The following is an 18,831-nucleotide window of genomic DNA, read 5'->3' as shown; positions in this document are numbered from 1 at the left end:
CATTTATCGTTCCGGCGCAGGCCCCGCGCGGGACGCGCGGAAAGTACCGGAACGGGGCCGGGGGCGACGGAAACCGCAACGTCCGGCGGGACGGTCAGGCCAGCGCGGCTGCGAATGCGCCGAACATGCAGGCCCACGACGATGCGCCGCTGTCGGCATGTCCTACGGATTTTTCGCCGTAGTTGCGGGCGCGGCCGAAGTTGGCTTTCATCTGCACGGTGGCTTCCGCGCCTTTCTGCGCGGCGTCGGCACCGGCTTTCAGTATGGTTTCCACGTCGTCCGAAGCGCACTCCTGCATGGCCGTAACCGCCGGGTAGAGGGCGTCCATCATGGTCTTGTCGCCCGGCATGGCTTTCGTATTCTTCTGAACGCCTTCCAGACCGCCTTTGAACATCGCCTTGACCTGTGCGGCGTCGAGTTCCGCAGCGCCGGCCGGCACTCCGTCGCTCATCCCGAGCAGCAGGCCGCCGAGCAGGGTCGAGGTGGAGCCGCTGGTCTCCATCATCACGCCGAATCCCATGTCGCCGAGCAGGGTTTTGAAATCCTTGCCGGCCGCATCGGTGGCGTTCGAAACTTTCGCGATGGCGCCCAGCGCCGTCACGATCGCTTCGCCGTGGTCGCCGTCGCCGATCACGGCATCCAGCTCGCTGAACTCCCCGGCACGTGCCGTCACGTCGGCCAACGCTTTCTGGATCATTTTCTGAAAATCCGGTACAGTCAATTTTCCGGTCATATGGTTTATGTTAGGTGTTAGTCTCTTTTTCGGTATGCTCCTTTAACCCCACGCCCCCTGCCCCCTTTCTCAAGGGAACAGAGGGTCTTCCTGGGAGGGGTGTCCGCCCGTCCGAAAGCAGAGGCGGACGCGTTATTTGCCGAAACGTTTCCAGTACGGGGCGTCGGCCTTGTAGTTTTTCAGCAGGTCGAGGTGGTCTGCGTCCAGTTTGGCGAGGATCATCTGGAACCCGGCCTGTTCCTGGACGGTCAGCAGTTCGCCGGCGTATCCGTCGGCTACCGTTATCCCGGCGGCGGCGAGTTTTTTGGCGGCGGCGCGGTAAACGATGAACTGTTCCATCAGGGTCGTGGAACCTACGCCGTTGATGTACAGCAACACGTTGTCGCCGCTCTTCAGGTCGAGTTTCTTCATCAGCTGGCCGACCATGAATTCGGCGGTGGCGTCAGCCGATACGAGCGGTTCGTTACCTCCCTGTCCGGCTTCGCCGTGCTGTCCCATGCCGATCTGCATCATCCCTTCGGGCAGTTCGGTGATCGTAGCGCCGTTCTGCGGGTGGGTGCAGGCGCGCATGGCCACGGCCAGGGTCGCGATCTGCTTGTTGAAGCGTTCGCCGATTTCGATCAGTTCGTCCAGCGATTTGCCCTGTTCGGCGGCGGCGCCCAGTATCTTGTACATCGGGATGGCTCCGGCCAGTCCGCGGCGGTCTTCGTCCGGAGCGTCCAGCCCGGCCGAGATGTCGTCGTGGGTCATGATCGACTTCACTTTGATCCCGGCGCGTTCGGCGAGCTGTTTGGCCATGTTGCCGCTCATCACATCGCCGGAGTGGTTCAGCACGAGAAGCAAAATCCCTGCGTCCCGTTTGAACATCTGGAGAGCCTGGAACAGACGCTGCGCCCCCGGAGCGGCGAAAATATCGCCCACCACCGATGCGTCCAACATCCCTTCGCCCACGAAACCGCTCACGGCCGGTTCGTGGCCCGAACCGCCGAACGCGATGATCGCCACCTTGTCTTCGGCTTTGGGCCGGGTACGTACCACGATGTTTTCCGCGCCCAGTTTCACGGTTTCGGAAAAGGCCATCGTGTAGCCTTCCAGCAGTTCGGAAGTTATGTTTTCGGTCGAATTGATAAACTTGTTCATCTTCATTATCAACGATTTGGTTGAGTTATTTATTATTTGACCTGCCACATCAGCTCCACGGCGATCCCCTCTTCTTCGACGAAGGCGATCCAGTTGCCTCCCCCGCAATCGGTGGGCGGCAGGAGCACGGTCTTGCCTTTCATTTCGGCTTCCGGATCGGTTACCCGGTAGGCCATATGGGTGGTGCTCTGAATCAGTCGGGGCATCCACGAATCCTTGTCGAAACGGAGCCATTCGATCCGGTTCGGGCTTTTCGCGAAATCGGTCAGCCACACTTTCATGCCTTCGTTATACACTTCGCCCGGTTTGGGTTCGCAGGTCGGTATGCCGACATGGTCAAATGTTCTCATAACTCGGTCTTATCTGTTTTGGGTTAGTATAGATTTGTCACAAAGCGGAGGAGGAAGGAAACCCTTTTCCCGCCTCCGCCGCTCAAGGCTGTCGCTCTCCCCCCCTCGCGGAGGCAAAGGGAGCTACAACGCCGCGCCGGGTTTGGTGAAGCGCAGTCCCGCGTTATCGTGGTAGTTGGCGAATTCCCACACGATCGCGCCTTCCGGGCCGGCCATCATGAAGTGCCAGCTTTCCGGCGCTTTCAGGGTCAGTACTTCGCCGAGATTCTGTTTCACGTAATTCTTCGACACGGTGGATTCTTTCTGCGATGCGGGAATCAGGGCATCGGCGCCTTCGGTCGGTTCGCCGACTTCGGAGAAGTTGTAAACCCAGCCCTTATCGACCATCCAGGATTCCTGTTTGGCCGGGAAGGCGGTCTTGACGTGTTTGTGTTCCGGAATCATCTGACCGGGGAGCAGGTAGATCGAGTGCGCGAAATAACCGTAGGTCGAATCGTTGATCCAGAAGATACCGCCCATCCCGACGTTCTCGAAGTCGCCCAGCCCGAAGTCGGTGAACCAGATGTCTTTCTCCATCAGCGGGGTGAACGGCACGCCGTAGTAAGCGAACATGTCCAGAAAAGCCTCTTTGGCCACATCCTGTTTGAAATTCCCCTGCGCGTCGTAGAAATCGGCGTTAGTGTACTTTTTCTGATAAGGTGCTTTTTTCATGTCGGTGGTTTTTACAGCGGTCGAGTCGCCGTTCTGGCCGGCCGGGCAGGACCCGCCGCAGGAGGTCAGGGTCAGCGCGGCTCCGCAGAGCGCGATCATCGATGCTTTGAAAAAGTTTACGTTTTTCATGGTGTTAGATTTTTATGTTTTCGGTTTTACATTCCAGTCTTACGAGGCCCGTCATTCGGCCGTGAACGCCACTCCCTCGATCTCGATCAGCAGCTCGTCGCGGCACACGTCGGTCAGTACGTACAGGGCCTTTACCGCCGGATACCGTTCGCAGATGATTTTCCGTGCCGGTTCCAACAGGTTCTCGGCTTTCAAATATACGCGAAATATTTGTATTTCCGGCGTTTTTTCCGCCTTGACGCCATGTTTGCGCAGGTTCTGCCGGGAAATCAGGTATTCGATGTTTTCGAGCGTGATGACGGTCTGCTGTTCGATGCCCACGCCGGTGAGCGAGGCTTCGCCGCGGATGGCGGCCGTCCCGGAAATATAGACCTGAAGGCCCGATTCGGGACTCACCACGGCTTTGGCGCGTTCGAACTTGGGGGTGGTTTTGTGCCGGAATATCTTGTCGGCCACGCCGATCAGCACGTTCTGCGAATAATCGTGCGCGGCCACTTGCAGGGAGTTGTCCAGCGCCACCGCGGCGCACTTGCGGCACCGCAGCGCCACGGCGTCCACCTCGACCATGATCCCGCCGTGCGAGGTGCCGATCCCGGTAGCCGCCGGATAGCCTCCTTTCCATTCGGTACGGGCGTAGAAATGGGACCGCGCGTCGTTGAAGTCCTGGTAATGCTGGTTACAGCCTTCCGGCACGCACGTGATCCGTTCGATATAGTTCCACTGGCGGACGATGGTGTTGATGTCCATCCCTTCGGCGTCGAGCACGGCGCCCAGTTTGCCGAGCACTTCGTTCGACTGTTCCAGAATAGGAGCGTCGATCGATGCGGGCAGTATCCCTTCGGTAAAGAGCCGTTTGCCTTCCGGCGTCTCGACCGTGAAATAACGCACTCCGTCCGCCGATATTTTTTCCTGAACGAGGCTGCCGTTCTCGCGCGGGACGCACTGCGATTCCATCACCAGACCCGAATCCAGCGATTTCTGCGCCACGTAGCTTACCAGCGGCATCCGCCATCCGAACCGCTCGCACCGTTTCCGGATCAGGTCCAGCAGCCAGGCCCGGTGTTCCATATATTGGCCGTTGTTGTCCGGATTTCCGAAAAAAACCAGCCGCAACGGCACGATACCTTGTCCGGAAGTCGTCCCGGTAAGTTTGTCGAGCATCTCCTCGACCATTTCGCCGAAATCCCGGAACCAGACTTTGTCTATGTTATAAATTATGCGGAATCCCATACCCTCCCTGGATCTACAATGAATTGACATATTCCACCAGCGCGTCGATGTCCTTGGCGCTCACTTTCTTGTCTTCGATACCGTGCCGGTGCACCTCGAAGACCTCCTTCATCGTCGCGGCGCGGCCGTCGAACAGGTAGGGAGCCGTACGCCACACTTCGCGCAGGGTCGGCGTGTCCCAGCCTTTCTCGAACTCGATATCCTCGCCGATACGGTGCATCTGCATGTCGGTGTAATATTCGCCGTTATGGCATTCGTCGCATTTGAGCTTTTCATACACCTTTTTCCCCTGTTTGGCTTTTTCGGAAAGCTGGCCGCCCACCAGGTAAGGACTCGGAACCGCTTTCAGACTTTTCACATAGGCGTCCACTTTCAGGGCCATCTCTTCGGGGATGTTGTAGAACTGGATGTGCGTAAACCCTTTCCGGTCGGCGATCGCGGCGTCGGCCCGAATGCCGGAAATCATGCAGGGAGGCGTGAAATGCGAATACAACAGGCTTTTGCAGTTCTTGGGATTCCCGATCCCGTCGTTCATCAGGTCCCAGTTCATGCCGTCGGTGCGGGCGTCGCCGGGATGGCAGCCGTTGCAGGACTGCCAGTTCTGGAAACAGTATGCGGCGTCGTTGAAAATCCGTTCGCCGGCCTGCACGTCGGTCTCCTTGCGGTTCTCGACCTGGGCGACGGCCGCTCCCACCGTATTGCCGGAGAGGTCGAACACGTTGAGCGTGTCGGAAAAGTAGGTCGGAATGTAAAGTTGCTTACCGTCTTTCGATACGGCCATTTTCCGCGGGCCGTTGCCGGTGAGTTTCACGCGTTCGCGGATACCGTACATGAAACGCAGGTCGTACGAGAGCTGCTCTTTGGTGCCGGTATAGGACCGGAGTTTGGCCGCCATGGCCGGATAGTCGATCACGCTGAGGTCGTGCGTCCCGGAGTGAGTCACATAAACTTTGTCGCCCACGCTTTTGATGTCCCAGATGCCGGCCGCCCCGTGTTCCGGTTCGTCCAGTACGATACCTCCTTCGAAGGTGAGTTTTTCGGCGTCCACGACGCTCAGGGCGCTGGTGTTCATCCAGCCCTGCTGCAACTGCGAGGTGGGCACGGCGAAACGGCCCATATTATGCGAAATGAGCACGTATTTCCCGTCGGGACTCAGCGCGATCCCGCGCAGCGCGTTGCTTCCGTTGGCCAGCTTGATGTCCTTGATCTTCTCGAAACTCCCCAGGTCGATCACGGAGACGTCGGCGGCCACATAGTCCAGGTCGGCCCGCTGGGCCGGCAGGAAATTGGTTACGAAAAGGTATTTCCCGTCTTTGGACACGACGGCTCCTTTCGGCTCGCGCAATACCTGCACGGTACGGAGCACGACGCCGCCCTCGGGATCGACTTCGGCTACGGTATTGGCGAACTGGTTGAGCACGTAAACTTTCGTCCCGTCCTGCGACACGAGCGGCGAGGTGGCTCCCGATCCGACCGGGATGGAGCGTTCCACGCGACCCGAAGTCAGGTCGATAACGTCGAGGGTGCCTCGTTTCTCGAACGTGGTCACGTATATTTTTTCGCTGCCGCCCGACGTCCCGGCGGCTACGCCGGTGGGCGTCTGTTCGAAAATCCATTCCTTGACGGGCGCAGCGAGGTTGTCCGGAGCGTAAATCCGCACGGATTTGTTGCCTTTATTAGAGGTGACGATACGACCGTCGGAAAGGACCGTTATGTCGGTCGTGAACAGCGGGGCGTTCTCCGCGGCGGCGGGAGCCGTCTGCGACGTTCCTGCAAGCGCGGCATGCGCCGCGGGGATCATTTCCCCGCTTCCCATACCGCAGGTCAGGATGATTCCGCCGGCAAGGCAGGAACGCAATATTGAGGATTTCATATCGATGTTGGTAGTTTAGGCAGTGGTTTTTCGGGTCGTATTTCATCCCGGTAGCGTATAATACGAACCGTAATGAAACTTACAATATTACACTTTTTCCCGGGTTCGTGCAAACGTTTGTTCTCCGAATCCGGCAATTCCGTGCGGCCCGACCGGATACCCGCCGCCTGCGGGGCCTTGTCCGGAAACGGTTTCGGATGTCCTGTTCCCTGAAATTATTTTCGAGCTGCCGGTACAGAAACCCAGCGTAAAGGTTTAACGACTGAGCAACAATTGGCGGATTTCGGGTCGCACAGGCCGCAGCTTCCCGCAGCGGAAACCCGCAAAATCAATCGCTCATGCGATTGTCGCGTTCCCCGCAGGCCGCGGCCCTATATGATAAACCCTACGATTATTATTTGGTAACTATATACGACTTTACCCGCAATCAGGCAATGACCTTCCCAACCGGCCCTGCGGTGCAGCTCGGCACGGGGGACCGGGGCTTTGCTCTGCTTAAGGAGGTGGGCGAGGACCGAAATATACTGAGAATCAAGTGTGCATAATATAGGGTAACGTCGTATATAGTTACCTATTATTTTTCGCTTTAATCATACCGGCCAGAGTCTGCGAAAACCGCGTGCAGACCAGCCTCAGGAGCTATCGCCAGGTGCAGGCACGTACAAAAACACACAGCGTAATGTTTCGTATAAAATCTAAGTACCGCTCTCGGCGTTTGCATTTCGAATATCGGAGCAAAACCTTATTCAAATAAATTATTCGGAAATAAGGTTCCTCGTTTCTGGCGTGACGCGGTACCGCAAGGCCGAATTAGAAAGTTCCCTGCCCGATTCCGGGCGCAGCCGGTATCTCCTCGATATATGATCGCCATGCGGAAAACACCGGCGCCCCCCTACCCCCGCATAAATGCCGCCGCCCTGCGAATTGTTTTTCGCAGGGCGGCGTCATCGAGCGCCCGCAGCATACAGGTCTCCGGAAACGGCGACCGGCCCGAATCCCGCCGTCGGACGGAACCGATCCCCAAAATAGCAATCTTTACCTCAGTTTCAGTTTCTTGCCCAACGGCAACGTCGCTTCGCGATCCAGATTGTTCAGCGAACACAGTTTGCTCACCGTCGTACCGAACCGCCGCGCGATCCCCCACAGCGTATCCCCCGATTTGACCGTATAGACCGATGCGGCCGGAGTGCTTCCTCCCGACGACGCTTTGGAAGAAGACGCCAGCCGGGTTTCGCCGCCGCCTGCCGCTACCGTCGAAGGCGAACCGGTATCTTCGACGTCCGTCGCCTGCGACGGCGCCAGCCCGCTCGCCCGATTCGCCGCCAGGATACGCCCGTTCGACTGTCGCGTCACGGCCAATACCCCGGTGCGCAGCTTGTGATTCTGACAATCCAGAATCAGCGCCGGATTGATGTGCTGACCCTGTACCCGTACTTCGAAATGGCAATGTTCGGTGGTCGCCCGCCCCGTACGGCCGATAAGGGCGATCGGGTCGCCCGCCTGTACCGCATCCCCCACCCGCACCAGATTGCGGCTGTTGTGTCCGTACAGGGTCTCCAGCCCGTTCTTATGTCGGATCACCACGCAGTTGCCGTAACCGCTGTAAGGCTTGGACATACGCACCGTCCCGGCGAAAGCCGCCCGTATGGTATCGTTCCGGACACCCTTGATGTCCACGCCCGTGTGCATGCTGCGGCCCCGGGGGCCGTATCCGGACAGGAATTTGCCGGGATAAGGATAGCAGAAACGTTGTTCGTCCAATACCACGACGAAGCGGTTGTTGCCCTGGCCGAACGGATCGTAATAGGAGAATTTGACGTGCTCCGTCTCGTTCGGTTTGAACCGATGGACCGGCGGTTCCACGGCATCGGGATCCTGGCCGGCAACCGCCTGCCCGACGGTCTGCGTGCGGGTAAACTCCGGAGCCGGTTTGCTCGTCACGCCCGTTTGCGGCATAGCCACGGCCCGGGCCATCGCCGACGATTCTCCGGGCAGGAAATCTTCGACGGACAACTCTTCGGACTTGTTACTCTCCGAAGCCGGCGTTTCGGGCGGCACCGTTTCGGCAGGAGCGGCACTCTCTCCTGCCTGTTCGCGTTCCGCGAGCAGCCGTTTCGCCTCCGCCCTGCGCTGCCGTTCCAACGCCCGGCGTTCGCGTCTGTTCATGGATGCTCCGGCCGCCTGCGCCGAAGAAGAAGTTTTCCCCGACGTATAGGAGACATTCGAAACAGGAGCCGTTTCGTTCCGGTTCTGCTGCGGGGTCGCGAAAGTCACGTTCTGCAAGCCGGAAACCGACTCTTCCGTCGCTTTCGGAATACCCGACGAGCGCGAGACGGCCGGGGCCTCCTCTTGCGTCTCCTTTTCGGAAACGGCGGCAACTGCCGGTTCGTTCTCGGGAGCAATCGTCTGCGATTCGCTTCGCACGGTCTTCTGCCCTTCGCCGGCGGCATACCGGCGGGTCGTCTCCTGCCGGGGTACCGGCGTACGGGAACCTTCGACCGGCTTTTCGGCAGCCATCAGCGCCTCGCTCCGCACTACGGTCGATTGCGAATAATTCGCGAAAGAACGGGTCAGCAGGCCGCCGGTGCCGACAGGCGCCAGCCGGGGCGAGCATCCGACGGCCAGCATACACACCGCTCCCGTCAAAAAACACGGGACGGAAGCGTGCAAATTGTTCGAAAATAAAAATCGTTTCACGGGACAAAGATAATGAAAGCCGGACGCAATCGCACATGGTCCGGAGGTTATTCCAAACCGGCCGGAGTGTCCGGGTTCGCACCGCCTCATGCCGTCCGGCGCCGAACCGAAAGGGGGTTTACGTAAAGTCGTATATAGTCCCCTTATATTTAATCCTACTTTTAATTTGCAGATTCAAGGCCGGAGCCAGCGGGGCCGCAACAAGCGCAGCGCAGTTGCAGGCCTACGCCGGGGGTGGCTCCGGCCTGACTAAGGGAGAACTTGGTAATCATGATGGTAATCATGCAGGCTTAAAAAGTACTCCCGGCTTTTCCCTTGGTATCGAAGTACGGGTAAAGGCTGCCGACCCGGGAATGTGCGATTTTCCGATCCGACGTGAGTCGGGAACGGGGAATCGCATTCCCGGCGACTTCTTTGCTTGCTTTCTTGGTCGCGCAAGAAAGCAAGTGCCCCCGCGGCATGAGCGGGAAAGAAAGAACAAGCGCCTGTCGGCGAAAGACATACAATTAAACCTACGGTTCAAAATTTTCCGCAGCCGGCTTTCGAACCGCGAGAATCGCCGATCTGCCCTGCTCCGTCGGATGCGACCGGACGGTTTTCCCCAGCCGGAACATATCCCTCCTTCTGTAAAAATCATTACCTTTGTTCTCATAATTCATCAGGAGCAAATCCGATATAAAATCCAACGAAAATGACCGAAAAAATCAAATGCCTGATCGTCGGCAGCGGGCCGGCAGGCTACACGGCAGCCATATATGCGGCACGGGCCAACCTGAGTCCGGTGGTGTATGAAGGAATCGAACCGGGCGGACAGCTGACGACCACGACCGACATCGAGAACTTTCCGGGTTATCCGGAAGGAATTTCAGGCACGGCCATGATGGAAGACCTAAAAAAACAGGCGCAACGGTTCGGCACCGAGGTACGTTTCGGGGTCATTACGCGGCTGGACCTCAGCATCCGGCCTTTCGTCGCGGAGATCGACGGCGGAGAACGGACCCTGTCGGCCGATTCGATCATCATCGCTACAGGCGCGACGGCGAAATACCTGGGGCTGCCTTCGGAACAGAAATACCGGGGCATGGGCGTATCGGCATGCGCGACGTGCGACGGTTTTTTCTATCGGAAGAAAGATGTGGCGGTCATCGGCGGGGGCGACACGGCCTGCGAGGAGGCCACGTACCTGGCTTCGATCTGCCGGCAGGTCTATCTGATCGTGCGCAAGAATTATCTCCGGGCGTCGAAGGCGATGCAGCAACGGGTGTTCACTACGCCTAATATCGAGGTGATTTTCGAGCATAACACGAAAGAGGTGCTGGGCGATGACAATGGGGTGACGGGCATGTTGCTGGCGGGGAACGACGGCGCCGAACGGAGGATCGACGTGGACGGGGTGTTCCTGGCGATCGGCCACCATCCGAATACGGAACTGGTACAGGGACAGGTCGATCTGGACGAGCAGGGGTATATCATTACGCATCACGGCCGCACGAATGTCCCGGGGGTGTTCGCGGCGGGGGATGTCCAGGACCCGCACTACCGTCAGGCGATCACGGCGGCGGGGTCGGGCTGTATCGCGGCGCTGGAATGCGAACGCTTCCTCGCTGAAAATAACGCGTAATTTAATCGTTCGTTTATTTGTACTGTTGTGTTTGAGGGTACTGTTCCTTTTGTTCACAAAAGGAACCGAAAAAACTTTTTGAGATGCTGGCGCATCTCCTGAGCCTGCCGGATGCCCTGTTCCTTTGAAGGTTTGTTCTGTAACGGACAGGGGGCTAAGGGTTATACCCGATTAGCCCCCTGTCCGTTACAGAACAAAGGGTCTCTCAATGCGAGAGGATTGCGGAGCCTGAGGTGTAGCGTAGCTGCTCGAAAGTCTTTTTGGTTCTTTTTCTTCAGAAAAAGAACGGCTGACTCAAACATCAATGTACGGATAAACGAACGGATAAAATTTCAGAAGATTATGTCGAAATTGATGGACCCGATCGTGGGTCAGTTGATGGGGTTGCGCTACAAATCGCACCCCTGGCACGGAGTGAACATCGGAGACGAAGCACCCGACAAAGTAACCTGTTTTATCGAGATCGTCTCGACCGACACCGTCAAATACGAAGTCGATAAAGAGTCCGGTTACCTGTTCATCGACCGGCCCCAGAAATATTCCAACACCGTTCCTGCCCTGTACGGATTCCTGCCGCAGAGTTACAGCGGCGAACGGGTCGCGCAGATGAGCAACGACGCCCTGCAACGCACCGACATACACGGCGACGGCGACCCCGTGGATGTCTGCGTGCTAACCGAAAAGACCATTACCCACGGCGACATCCTGGTGCACGCCAAACCCGTCGGCGGCATCCGCATGATCGACAACAACGAAGCCGACGACAAAATCATCGCCGTGCTGAAACACGACGCCGTGTACGGCAATATTGACGACGTATCGGAACTTCCCCCGCTGGTCGTCGAGCGCCTGCGCCATTACTTCCTGACCTACAAAGACCTGCCCGGAGCCAAACGGAACGTGGAGATCACCCACATCTACGGAGCCGAAGAAGCCAAAGAAGTAATCCGCCGTTCGATGGAAGACTACCACAACCGGTTCAACAACCTCGAAGCCCTGCTGAAACTGTAAAAAGATTTAACAGTGCGGCGTTTATTGTCAGGCCGGAGCCAGTGGAGGCCAAACGAGCACAGCGAGTTACAGCCCTCCACCCGACATGGCTCCGGCCTGTCCGCTGCCGCAGGTCCTATGAGATAGCAGGATAAAAAGAATAGAGGCCGGCGCGTCATTCCGACGCCGCCAGCCTTTTTTCATACAGGACATGCCGTGCCAACGGATGCGCGGGCGGCAGCGACGGATGATCGAACTCCCCCACCCGCTCCATGCCGATTTTCCGCATCACCCGCTGCGACCGCACATTGGGCAACGCCGTGAACGCATAGACCCGCTCCAACCCCAGCGCCTCACGCGCATGAACCAGGCAAGCCGCCGCAGCCTCCGTAGCATACCCCCGGCCCCACACCGCGGGCGACAACCTCCAGCCCACTTCGACGCCCGGCGTGAAATCCGCATCGAAACCGATCCGATGCAGCCCCACGAAACCGATAAAATCCCCCTCCGCCGCCCGCTGCACGGCGAACATCCCGAAGCCGCACTCCGCGAACTCGTGCCGTATCCGGTCATAGAGCTGCCGCGTTTCGTCCGGCGAAAGCAGCGCCGGGAAATACTCCATCACCCTCGGATCGGCATTCATACGGGTGAAAGGCGCCACGTCCTCCTCTTCCCATTCCCGCAGCAGAAGCCGGGGCGTTGCGATATGTATTTTCGTTTCCATCGCTTTCGAACCTCAAACCCTCCTGAAAAGAGCTGCCAAAGGAGCTATCAACTATTATACCAAGCCATTAGACCCGATGATATACTTTAGCTATACCGACGGTTTTCACCGGCGCTTTTTCGGCTCGCGACGGACCCCTCCGGGTCTTTTGCCCGAGCTTGCATCGCCTTATGCCGTCCGGCGCGGAGCCGATCGGGGAAACCCGTATCCTAGTATATTCGGTATATCAGTGAATCGGATACGCATAATAAAAATCCGTTTTATCTTTACCGATATTTTACGCACAGCGACTGCATGAATAAAAACGCCCCGCTCGCCTATTATGCCGAGACCTCCGCACGGCAAACCGCCATTCTGAAAAAAGAACGGCAAAAACGCAACGCCGTTACCGTACTGCGAATCGCCGTTTTCGGACTGCTCGTCGGCGACCTCTACGGAATCGTCGCGCTCGACAGCCCGTTCTGGATCGGGATGGCCGCAGCGACCCTCATCGCGTTTATCCTGTTAGGCGTGCTGGACGGATTCGTCGTCCGGCGGATCCGTTATTGCGACGAGATGATCCGTTGCTGCCGCACGGAATCGGGCGCACTGGAAGACGATTTCGACGACCTGCCGACGGGCGAAGAGTTCGCCGATCCCGCGCACCCCTATGCCGCCGACCTCGACCTGTTCGGCGAAGACTCCCTTTTCCGCCGGATCGACCGCACCGTCACCCCGGACGGACGGCGAGGCCTGGCCCGGTGGCTGCTTACGCCCTGCCTCGACGCGGCGGAGATCCGGGCGCGGCAGGAGGCCGCCGGGGAGCTGGCCGCCAGCCCGGACTGGTGCCTGCATTTCCGCACGGTCGGCACGCTGGGACGGAAAAAGAAAAACGACGGACCGGACGACGAAGCGTGGAGACGTTTCCTCGCGGAACCGGAACTGTTCGGAGGCTCCCTCTGGAAATGGCTGCCGTACCTGCTGCCGGCCCTGACCGTGGGAGCATGGGGAGCGGTCGCAGCAGGCGCCGACGGATTCATCTGGCCCGCCATACTCCTTTCGTTATCGCAGCTGGGTATCGTCGGCACCTATGCCAAGCGGATCGGACGGATGCAGTCCCGCCTGGAGACTTTCCTCGGCATGATGGGCAGCTACGCCGGACTGGTCGGCCTGCTGGCGAAAAGCGACTTCACGGTTCCCCTGCTGCGGACGCTGCGCGGCAAAGTGGCCGGCGGAAACGGCGACGCCCTCGGCGCGTTCCGGGATTTGGGGCGTATCCTCGCCGGATTGGAACAACGCGCCAACCTGCTGGCCGAACTCATCACCAACGCCCTGTGGATGCGCGACGTGCACCTGGTGGGCCGGCTCGAAAAATGGAGGCGACGGCACAGCGGACATATCGGAGAGTGGCTGGAGGCAGTGGCCGTCGCCGACCGGCTGGTCAGCATGGCGACTTTCCGCTTCGGACATCCGGAATACACCCTGCCCGAAATTACGGACGAAGTACTGCTGGAGGCAGAGGGTACAGGCCACCCGATGCTGCCGCGGGACGGACGGGTGACGAATGACCTTACGGTCGGGAAACTGCACGAATTCTATATCGTAACCGGAGCGAACATGGCGGGCAAAAGCACGTTCCTGCGGACGGTTGGGGTTTCGCTGGTGCTGGCCCTGTCGGGCAATCCGGTGTGCGCGACGCGTTTCCGGTGCCGCCCGATGGCGCTGTTCACGAGCATGCGCACGACCGACAATCTGTCGAAAGGCACCTCGTATTTCCATGCCGAACTGCTGCGGTTGCAGGAACTGGTACGCACGGCAAAGCGGGAAGAGCGGCTTTTCATCATCCTCGACGAGATGCTCAAAGGCACCAATTCGCAGGACAAACTCAACGGCTCGCTGCGGTTCCTCGAAAGACTGCTTTCGCTGCGCACCGCCGGACTCGTGGCCACGCACGATCTGGCGCTGGGCGGATTGCAGGAGCGCTTCCCGGACAACTTCCGCAACGTCTGTTTCGAAATCGGACACCGGGGCCGCGAAATCGTCTACGACTACAAACTGCATCCGGGCGTGAGCCGCAACATGAACGCGACGATCCTGCTCGAACAGATGGGGCTGATCGGATAACTGTCCTCCGGGATAGTCGCCCCATCGTGCCTCCGGCGGAGACAACATGCAGCGCAAAACGGTACGACGGCAATAAGCGAAGGAGGCGGTACGTTTTTTCGATGTAAAATCCTATATTTGTAAATTACGAGCGGGGCGCCCGAACGGTCGCTTCCCGCGAAACGTAAATCTTCGAAACGCTATGAAAAAAAGCATGTGGATCCTCGCGATCGTCGTCGTGGTCGTACTGGGGATCTTTTTTTGGCTGAAAGGCGCTTATAACGGGCTGGTGGCCCGCAGTCAGGGTGTGGCCGGCCAATGGGCCAACGTCGAAAACCAGTACCAGCGCCGGGCCGACCTGATCCCGAACCTGGTCAATACGGTGAAAGGATACGCGGCGCACGAAAAATCGACCCTCGAGGGAGTGGTGGAGGCCCGCGCCAAAGCCACGCAGATGCAGGTCGATTTCAGCAACCTGAACGAACAGACGCTGGCCAAATACGCGCAGGCGCAGGGGGAACTCTCCTCGGCGCTGAACCGGTTGATGGCCATCTCGGAGGCTTATCCCGACCTGAAGGCGAACCAGAATTTCCGGGACCTGCAGACGCAGCTCGAAGGGACGGAAAACCGTATCGCCACCGAACGGCGCCGGTTCAACGAAACGGTGCAGTCGTACAACGTCTATGTCCAGCAATTCCCGCGCAACCTGATCGCGGGCATGTTCGGCTTCACGCCGAAGAGCTTCTTCGCGGCGGAAGCGGGGGCGGACAAGGCGCCGGAGGTTCAATTCTAACACAGCTGAGCCGTGTTCCGTTCGTCCCGAATAAAAAGTTTCGCAGCCGGTCTGTTGCTGGCGGGGGTTCTGGCGGTTTCCGGCGCGAGCGTCGCCCCGGCCCAGCCGATTCCGCAACCGATGTCGCCGCCGCGGTTGGTGAACGATTATGCGCACCTCTTTTCAGGTGCGCAACAGCAGGCTTTGGAAGACAGTCTCGTGGCTTTCGACCGCGCGACTTCGACCCAAATAGCGGTGGTCACGGTAAATGATCTGGAAGGTTATGCGGCGGCGGAGTACGCTACGCGCATTCTGGAACAATGGGGCGTGGGAAGCAAGGAGCACGACAACGGGGTGGTGATGCTGCTCAAGCCGAGGAACCGGTATGGCTCAGGCGAGGTTTTCATCGCGGTAGGCTACGGCCTGGAGGGGGCTTTGCCGGACATCACGGCGGGACGGATCATCGACGGCGAGATGATGCCTTACCTGCGGGAGGGCGACTATTACCGGGCCGTGGCGGCGGGTACGGCGGCCGTGCGGGCTGCGGTACGGGGCGAATACAAGGCTGACGGGAATCGGAAAGGGACGGATGCGTTCGACTGGATCAGCGGTCTGTTCTCGGTGGGGGTGATCGTCTTTATCTTCTTCCTCCTGAATAAGTCGTACAAAGGGAACGGAGAGGACGACGATTACGGCGGGCCGGGAGGCGGGCCGGGCGAGCGACGCCATTACCGGCGGGGGCCGATCATTTTCCCGCCGATCATCGGAGGCTTCGGAGGCGGAGGAGGTTTCGGGGGATTCGGCGGAGGCATGGGCGGCGGAGGCGGCGCCGGGCGGTCGTTCTGAATATTAACCGTTCGTTTATTTAGTACGTTGATGTTTGAGGCAACCGTTCTTTTTCTGAAGAAAAAGAACCAAAAAGACTTTCGAGCAGCCGTGTGCGCCTCAGGCTCCGCAATCCTCCTGTATGATGGACTTCTTTGGTTTATAAGGAATAGTGGGCTTATGCAACTTATATCCATTGACCCACTATTCCTTATAAACCAATTTAATCGAAGACAAGGGTACCCGGCAGGCTCAGGAGATGCGCCAGCATCTCAAAAAGTTTTTTCGGTTCCTTTTGTTCACAAAAGGAACAGTACCCTTAAACCTGAACAGTACGAATAAACGAACGATAAAACATAAAAAACGGAATAAGGAAGATGCTTTACCCATTGAAATTCAAGCCCATTTACAAAGAACGTATTTGGGGAGGCCGGAAAATCGAGACCGTATTCGGCAAGAAGCTGCCCGAGACGGAAAAGATCGGCGAGAGCTGGGAGCTATCCGGCGTGGACGGCGACATTTCCGTCGTAGCCAACGGCAAACTCAAAGGCAACAACCTCCAGGAACTCATCGAAATCTATATGGGCGACCTGGTCGGCGACAAAGTATTCGAAAAATACGGCGAAGAATTTCCCCTGCTCATTAAACTAATCGACGCAGACGACAACCTCTCGATCCAGGTGCACCCCGACGACAAGCTCGCCGCCGAACGGCATCACTCCTTCGGAAAGACCGAAATGTGGTACGTCGTGGGGCACGAACCCGACGCCCGGCTCTACCTCGGTTTCAACCAGCCCGTCGATAAGGAAAAATACCTGAAATACCTCGAAGCCGGAAAACTCGCCGAACTGCTGAACGCTTACAAAGTCGAAGACGGCGACTCGTACTTCATCCCCGCCGGCACCATCCACGCCATCGGCAAAGGGCTGCTGATCGCCGAAATCCAGCAAACCTCCGACATCACCTACCGCGTGTTCGACTGGAACCGTGTCGATCCCAAAACCGGCAAAGGGCGCGAACTGCACACCGCCCTGGCCCTGGACGCCATCGAATACAAAGCCCGGTCCGACTACAAGACCGTCGCCGCCCCCCGGACCAATGCCCCGGTAACCCTCGAAAAATGTCCCTACTTCCAGACCAATTCGCTGATCGTGGACGGCACCGCCGAACGGGACTACGCCCCGCTGGACTCGTTCGTGATCCTGATCTGCCTCGACGGAAAACTGGAACTGGAATACGAAGGCGGCACCGAAACCCTGAAAAAGGGCGAGACGGTGCTGATTCCTGCCGAAATGAACGAAATAACCCTCCAAGGAAACGGGAAAACGCTCGAAGTATACGTTCCCTAAACCCGCTGACGGAGATGAACACAATCAGACACTGGATCGCCGCAGCGATATTCGCATGCATCGGCAGCGCATCGTGGGGCCAGCCCTCCGGTACCGGGAACGACGATCCCTGCGCGGCCGTGCGGGCGGCCCTGCGCCAGGCCGGGACCGATTCCGCCAACGTGGTTTCGTTCGGAAACGACGAACTGCTGGCCTGCCTCCGGAAAGGCGGCAACGCGATGATGCTGGTGGACGACACCGACGCCGAAATCTGGGGAGTCGGCGAAAGCGGTGCTAAAGACGACGGATGGATCGCCGTATTCAACAAAAGTACGGATACCGAAACCGTTTTCGTCGTAAGCCACGAAGAGATGGGGCTGCAAACCTGCCCCGGAAACTACGCCCTGCTCGACGTATTGGGGGACTCCCCCTTGCGCATGGGACAGGAGGTGAAGGTGAAACCCCGCGGAGTGCTTTTCATCCGCTACCGGTCGCTGGATTAACCTCCGGAAAGACGTTCGGACATACCTCTTCCCGGAGCGTTTCCGGGAAGAGGTTTTTCTTTTGCCGTTCGACGGAAACAACCTCCCGCCCGACCTGCGCCCGTACCCTCGGAAGACCCGGATATACGTACCGGAGTCGGCGGTTCCGGAAATTTCATTAAATTAGTTTCCGGAAAAGACACAAAACCGCACGACAGATGGGAACATACACTTTCGGGGCCATCGACATCGGCTCCAATGCCATACGCCTGCTAATCAACACCGTAGAAGAATATCCCGACCAGGTGGAATTCAAAAAGACCGCTTTCCTGCGGGTCCCCATCCGGCTGGGCGAAGACGTTTTCACCCACGGGGAAGTCAGCCCGCAAAAACGGGAACGGATGTGCGAAGCGATGGCCGGCTTCGCGCACATCATGCGGGCCTACGGCGTACAGGATTACCGCGCCTACGCCACCAGCGCCATGCGCGAGGCGAGGAACGGCGCGGAAATCGTCGAATACATCCGTAAGAACAGCGGTATCGGCATCGAAATCATCAGCGGGCAAACGGAAGCCGACACCATTTTCGCCAACGGGCTGGCCGACATGCTGGCGGCCGACAAAACGTACCTTTACGTCGATGTCGGCGGCGGCAGCACCGAAGTGATCGTTTACAGCGACCGGACTAAAGTGGACGCCCGATCGTTCGCCCTGGGCACCGTCCGGATCCTGTCGGACGCCGTCGATAAGGACGAAATGAAAAAATTCAAGAAATGGCTCGGTGCGATCGGCCAGAAATACCGGCCTACGGCGATCATCGGTTCCGGCGGCAACATCAACAAAGTACAGAAACTGCTGAACAAAAAAGACCGGGAGACCATCTCCCGGCCCGAACTCGATATGCTCTACCGCTACATCAAGAGTTTCAGCTTCGCCGAACGCGTACACACCATGCGGCTGGCCACCTACCGAGCCGACGTGATCGTACCGGCGATGAAACTGTTTCTGACCGTCTGCACCCAATGCGGCATCGACGAAATCATCGTACCGAAGATGGGGCTTTCGGACGGCATCGTCCGCACGCTCTACGCTGATCGCAACCGGAACGTTAAATAACTCATCTGCATATACCTGCATCCATTTTG

General features: G+C 58.4%; 16 protein-coding genes. 8 read left to right on the top strand and 8 right to left on the bottom strand.

The features are described 5' to 3' along the window. Window positions 1–94: 94 nt before the first annotated feature. The 7 genes from RIKMI_RS0108755 to RIKMI_RS15285 all read right to left on the bottom strand — a co-directional run bounded on the left by RIKMI_RS0108755 (window position 95) and on the right by RIKMI_RS15285 (window position 8,863). On the bottom strand, window positions 95–733 hold the full coding sequence (locus RIKMI_RS0108755) for a DAK2 domain-containing protein (protein ID WP_027291306.1): 639 nt from the start codon (window positions 731–733) through the stop codon (window positions 95–97). Window positions 734–865: 132 nt separating this feature from the next. Then, complete coding sequence (locus RIKMI_RS0108750; RefSeq protein WP_027291305.1) at window positions 866–1,873, bottom strand: dihydroxyacetone kinase subunit DhaK; 1,008 nt, start codon at window positions 1,871–1,873, stop codon at window positions 866–868. 32 nt (window positions 1,874–1,905) lie between these two features. Next, entirely contained in the window at window positions 1,906–2,223 is a 318-nt protein-coding gene (locus RIKMI_RS0108745) for a VOC family protein (protein WP_027291304.1), read from the bottom strand. A 123-nt stretch (window positions 2,224–2,346) separates the two neighbouring features. Further along, window positions 2,347–3,063: a cupin domain-containing protein gene (locus RIKMI_RS0108740; RefSeq protein ID WP_027291303.1), complete on the bottom strand. Its 717-nt coding sequence runs from the start codon at window positions 3,061–3,063 to the stop codon at window positions 2,347–2,349. A gap of 51 nt (window positions 3,064–3,114) precedes the next feature. Further along, entirely contained in the window at window positions 3,115–4,293 is a 1,179-nt protein-coding gene (locus RIKMI_RS0108735; RefSeq protein WP_027291302.1) for a RidA family protein, read from the bottom strand. Window positions 4,294–4,306: 13 nt separating this feature from the next. Further along, window positions 4,307–6,094 (bottom strand): YncE family protein, encoded by a 1,788-nt coding sequence (locus RIKMI_RS0108730; RefSeq protein WP_245584975.1) that lies wholly within the window; start codon window positions 6,092–6,094, stop codon window positions 4,307–4,309. A 1,107-nt stretch (window positions 6,095–7,201) separates the two neighbouring features. Next, on the bottom strand, window positions 7,202–8,863 hold the full coding sequence (locus RIKMI_RS15285) for a peptidoglycan DD-metalloendopeptidase family protein (protein ID WP_147288490.1): 1,662 nt from the start codon (window positions 8,861–8,863) through the stop codon (window positions 7,202–7,204). A gap of 691 nt (window positions 8,864–9,554) precedes the next feature. Here RIKMI_RS15285 and trxB point away from each other — a divergent pair. Together trxB and RIKMI_RS0108705 are read left to right on the top strand one after the other, a co-directional pair. Further along, on the top strand, window positions 9,555–10,484 hold the full coding sequence (gene trxB / locus RIKMI_RS0108710) for a thioredoxin-disulfide reductase (RefSeq protein ID WP_027291298.1): 930 nt from the start codon (window positions 9,555–9,557) through the stop codon (window positions 10,482–10,484). Window positions 10,485–10,826: 342 nt separating this feature from the next. After that, window positions 10,827–11,495 carry an inorganic pyrophosphatase gene (locus tag RIKMI_RS0108705; RefSeq protein WP_276573097.1) on the top strand — a complete coding sequence of 223 codons (669 nt, stop codon included), beginning with the start codon at window positions 10,827–10,829 and terminating at the stop codon, window positions 11,493–11,495. Between the two features lie 154 nt (window positions 11,496–11,649). Here RIKMI_RS0108705 and RIKMI_RS0108700 read toward each other — a convergent pair whose 3' ends face one another. Further along, window positions 11,650–12,198 carry a GNAT family N-acetyltransferase gene (locus RIKMI_RS0108700; protein WP_027291296.1) on the bottom strand — a complete coding sequence of 183 codons (549 nt, stop codon included), beginning with the start codon at window positions 12,196–12,198 and terminating at the stop codon, window positions 11,650–11,652. Between the two features lie 294 nt (window positions 12,199–12,492). Between RIKMI_RS0108700 and RIKMI_RS13560 the strand changes: the two genes are divergently transcribed. The 6 genes from RIKMI_RS13560 (at window position 12,493) to RIKMI_RS0108665 (ending at window position 18,802) form a co-directional block, all read left to right on the top strand. Beyond that, a complete protein-coding gene (locus tag RIKMI_RS13560) occupies window positions 12,493–14,301 on the top strand; it encodes a MutS-related protein (protein ID WP_051214443.1) in 1,809 nt (602 codons plus the stop codon). A 181-nt stretch (window positions 14,302–14,482) separates the two neighbouring features. Next, window positions 14,483–15,073, top strand: coding sequence for a LemA family protein (locus RIKMI_RS0108690; RefSeq protein WP_027291295.1), 591 nt, complete (start codon window positions 14,483–14,485; stop codon window positions 15,071–15,073). A gap of 12 nt (window positions 15,074–15,085) precedes the next feature. Continuing rightward, the gene (locus RIKMI_RS0108685; RefSeq protein ID WP_245584956.1) at window positions 15,086–15,898 is read left to right on the top strand and encodes a TPM domain-containing protein; all 813 of its coding nucleotides are present in this window, start codon (window positions 15,086–15,088) and stop codon (window positions 15,896–15,898) included. Window positions 15,899–16,254: 356 nt separating this feature from the next. Next, complete coding sequence (locus RIKMI_RS0108675; RefSeq protein ID WP_037291755.1) at window positions 16,255–17,226, top strand: type I phosphomannose isomerase catalytic subunit; 972 nt, start codon at window positions 16,255–16,257, stop codon at window positions 17,224–17,226. A gap of 14 nt (window positions 17,227–17,240) precedes the next feature. Continuing rightward, window positions 17,241–17,708 carry a hypothetical protein gene (locus RIKMI_RS0108670; RefSeq protein WP_027291291.1) on the top strand — a complete coding sequence of 156 codons (468 nt, stop codon included), beginning with the start codon at window positions 17,241–17,243 and terminating at the stop codon, window positions 17,706–17,708. 197 nt (window positions 17,709–17,905) lie between these two features. Beyond that, window positions 17,906–18,802 carry a Ppx/GppA phosphatase family protein gene (locus tag RIKMI_RS0108665; protein ID WP_027291290.1) on the top strand — a complete coding sequence of 299 codons (897 nt, stop codon included), beginning with the start codon at window positions 17,906–17,908 and terminating at the stop codon, window positions 18,800–18,802. Window positions 18,803–18,831 lie beyond the last annotated feature (29 nt).

The organism is Rikenella microfusus DSM 15922, assembly GCF_000427365.1.
Lineage (GTDB): Bacteria > Bacteroidota > Bacteroidia > Bacteroidales > Rikenellaceae > Rikenella > Rikenella microfusus.
This window is presented reverse-complemented; position numbering and strand designations above follow the sequence as displayed.

What these genes read in the sequence shown, in the direction of transcription:
- RIKMI_RS0108705 (WP_276573097.1), top strand. Translation starts at nt 10,827, where the DNA reads ATGTCGAAATTGATGGACCCGATCGTGGGTCAGTTGATGGGGTTGCGC.
- RIKMI_RS0108740 (WP_027291303.1), bottom strand. Translation starts at nt 3,063, where the DNA reads ATGAAAAACGTAAACTTTTTCAAAGCATCGATGATCGCGCTCTGCGGA.
- RIKMI_RS0108670 (WP_027291291.1), top strand. Translation starts at nt 17,241, where the DNA reads ATGAACACAATCAGACACTGGATCGCCGCAGCGATATTCGCATGCATC.
- RIKMI_RS0108700 (WP_027291296.1), bottom strand. Translation starts at nt 12,198, where the DNA reads ATGGAAACGAAAATACATATCGCAACGCCCCGGCTTCTGCTGCGGGAA.
- RIKMI_RS0108755 (WP_027291306.1), bottom strand. Translation starts at nt 733, where the DNA reads ATGACCGGAAAATTGACTGTACCGGATTTTCAGAAAATGATCCAGAAA.
- RIKMI_RS0108750 (WP_027291305.1), bottom strand. Translation starts at nt 1,873, where the DNA reads ATGAACAAGTTTATCAATTCGACCGAAAACATAACTTCCGAACTGCTG.
- RIKMI_RS13560 (WP_051214443.1), top strand. Translation starts at nt 12,493, where the DNA reads ATGAATAAAAACGCCCCGCTCGCCTATTATGCCGAGACCTCCGCACGG.
- RIKMI_RS0108735 (WP_027291302.1), bottom strand. Translation starts at nt 4,293, where the DNA reads ATGGGATTCCGCATAATTTATAACATAGACAAAGTCTGGTTCCGGGAT.
- trxB (WP_027291298.1), top strand. Translation starts at nt 9,555, where the DNA reads ATGACCGAAAAAATCAAATGCCTGATCGTCGGCAGCGGGCCGGCAGGC.
- RIKMI_RS0108690 (WP_027291295.1), top strand. Translation starts at nt 14,483, where the DNA reads ATGAAAAAAAGCATGTGGATCCTCGCGATCGTCGTCGTGGTCGTACTG.
- RIKMI_RS0108745 (WP_027291304.1), bottom strand. Translation starts at nt 2,223, where the DNA reads ATGAGAACATTTGACCATGTCGGCATACCGACCTGCGAACCCAAACCG.
- RIKMI_RS0108730 (WP_245584975.1), bottom strand. Translation starts at nt 6,094, where the DNA reads ATGATCCCCGCGGCGCATGCCGCGCTTGCAGGAACGTCGCAGACGGCT.
- RIKMI_RS0108675 (WP_037291755.1), top strand. Translation starts at nt 16,255, where the DNA reads ATGCTTTACCCATTGAAATTCAAGCCCATTTACAAAGAACGTATTTGG.
- RIKMI_RS0108665 (WP_027291290.1), top strand. Translation starts at nt 17,906, where the DNA reads ATGGGAACATACACTTTCGGGGCCATCGACATCGGCTCCAATGCCATA.